The sequence below is a fragment of the Vibrio sp. D54 genome, from assembly GCF_021728075.1.
Taxonomy (GTDB): Bacteria; Pseudomonadota; Gammaproteobacteria; order Enterobacterales; family Vibrionaceae; genus Vibrio; species Vibrio alginolyticus.
The window spans coordinates 1-1,308 of record NZ_JAKKCS010000061.1 but is presented as its reverse complement, the minus strand read 5'-3'; the positions used below and the strand labels follow the sequence as shown (position 1 = coordinate 1,308).

Annotated in this window: 1 rRNA gene; it reads left to right on the top strand. The window is 53.7% G+C overall.

Annotation, left to right across the window (positions count from 1 at the left end):
• Positions 1 to 1,308 (top strand): 16S ribosomal RNA (locus tag L3V37_RS24060); the annotation flags it as partial.

Below are 1,308 nucleotides of genomic sequence, written 5' to 3'. Positions count from 1 at the left end.
AGGTGGGATTAGCTAGTTGGTGAGGTAAGGGCTCACCAAGGCGACGATCCCTAGCTGGTCTGAGAGGATGATCAGCCACACTGGAACTGAGACACGGTCCAGACTCCTACGGGAGGCAGCAGTGGGGAATATTGCACAATGGGCGCAAGCCTGATGCAGCCATGCCGCGTGTGTGAAGAAGGCCTTCGGGTTGTAAAGCACTTTCAGTCGTGAGGAAGGTAGTGTAGTTAATAGCTGCATTATTTGACGTTAGCGACAGAAGAAGCACCGGCTAACTCCGTGCCAGCAGCCGCGGTAATACGGAGGGTGCGAGCGTTAATCGGAATTACTGGGCGTAAAGCGCATGCAGGTGGTTTGTTAAGTCAGATGTGAAAGCCCGGGGCTCAACCTCGGAATAGCATTTGAAACTGGCAGACTAGAGTACTGTAGAGGGGGGTAGAATTTCAGGTGTAGCGGTGAAATGCGTAGAGATCTGAAGGAATACCGGTGGCGAAGGCGGCCCCCTGGACAGATACTGACACTCAGATGCGAAAGCGTGGGGAGCAAACAGGATTAGATACCCTGGTAGTCCACGCCGTAAACGATGTCTACTTGGAGGTTGTGGCCTTGAGCCGTGGCTTTCGGAGCTAACGCGTTAAGTAGACCGCCTGGGGAGTACGGTCGCAAGATTAAAACTCAAATGAATTGACGGGGGCCCGCACAAGCGGTGGAGCATGTGGTTTAATTCGATGCAACGCGAAGAACCTTACCTACTCTTGACATCCAGAGAACTTTCCAGAGATGGATTGGTGCCTTCGGGAACTCTGAGACAGGTGCTGCATGGCTGTCGTCAGCTCGTGTTGTGAAATGTTGGGTTAAGTCCCGCAACGAGCGCAACCCTTATCCTTGTTTGCCAGCGAGTAATGTCGGGAACTCCAGGGAGACTGCCGGTGATAAACCGGAGGAAGGTGGGGACGACGTCAAGTCATCATGGCCCTTACGAGTAGGGCTACACACGTGCTACAATGGCGCATACAGAGGGCGGCCAACTTGCGAGAGTGAGCGAATCCCAAAAAGTGCGTCGTAGTCCGGATTGGAGTCTGCAACTCGACTCCATGAAGTCGGAATCGCTAGTAATCGTGGATCAGAATGCCACGGTGAATACGTTCCCGGGCCTTGTACACACCGCCCGTCACACCATGGGAGTGGGCTGCAAAAGAAGTAGGTAGTTTAACCTTCGGGGGGACGCTTACCACTTTGTGGTTCATGACTGGGGTGAAGTCGTAACAAGGTAGCGCTAGGGGAACCTGGCGCTGGATCACCTCCTTA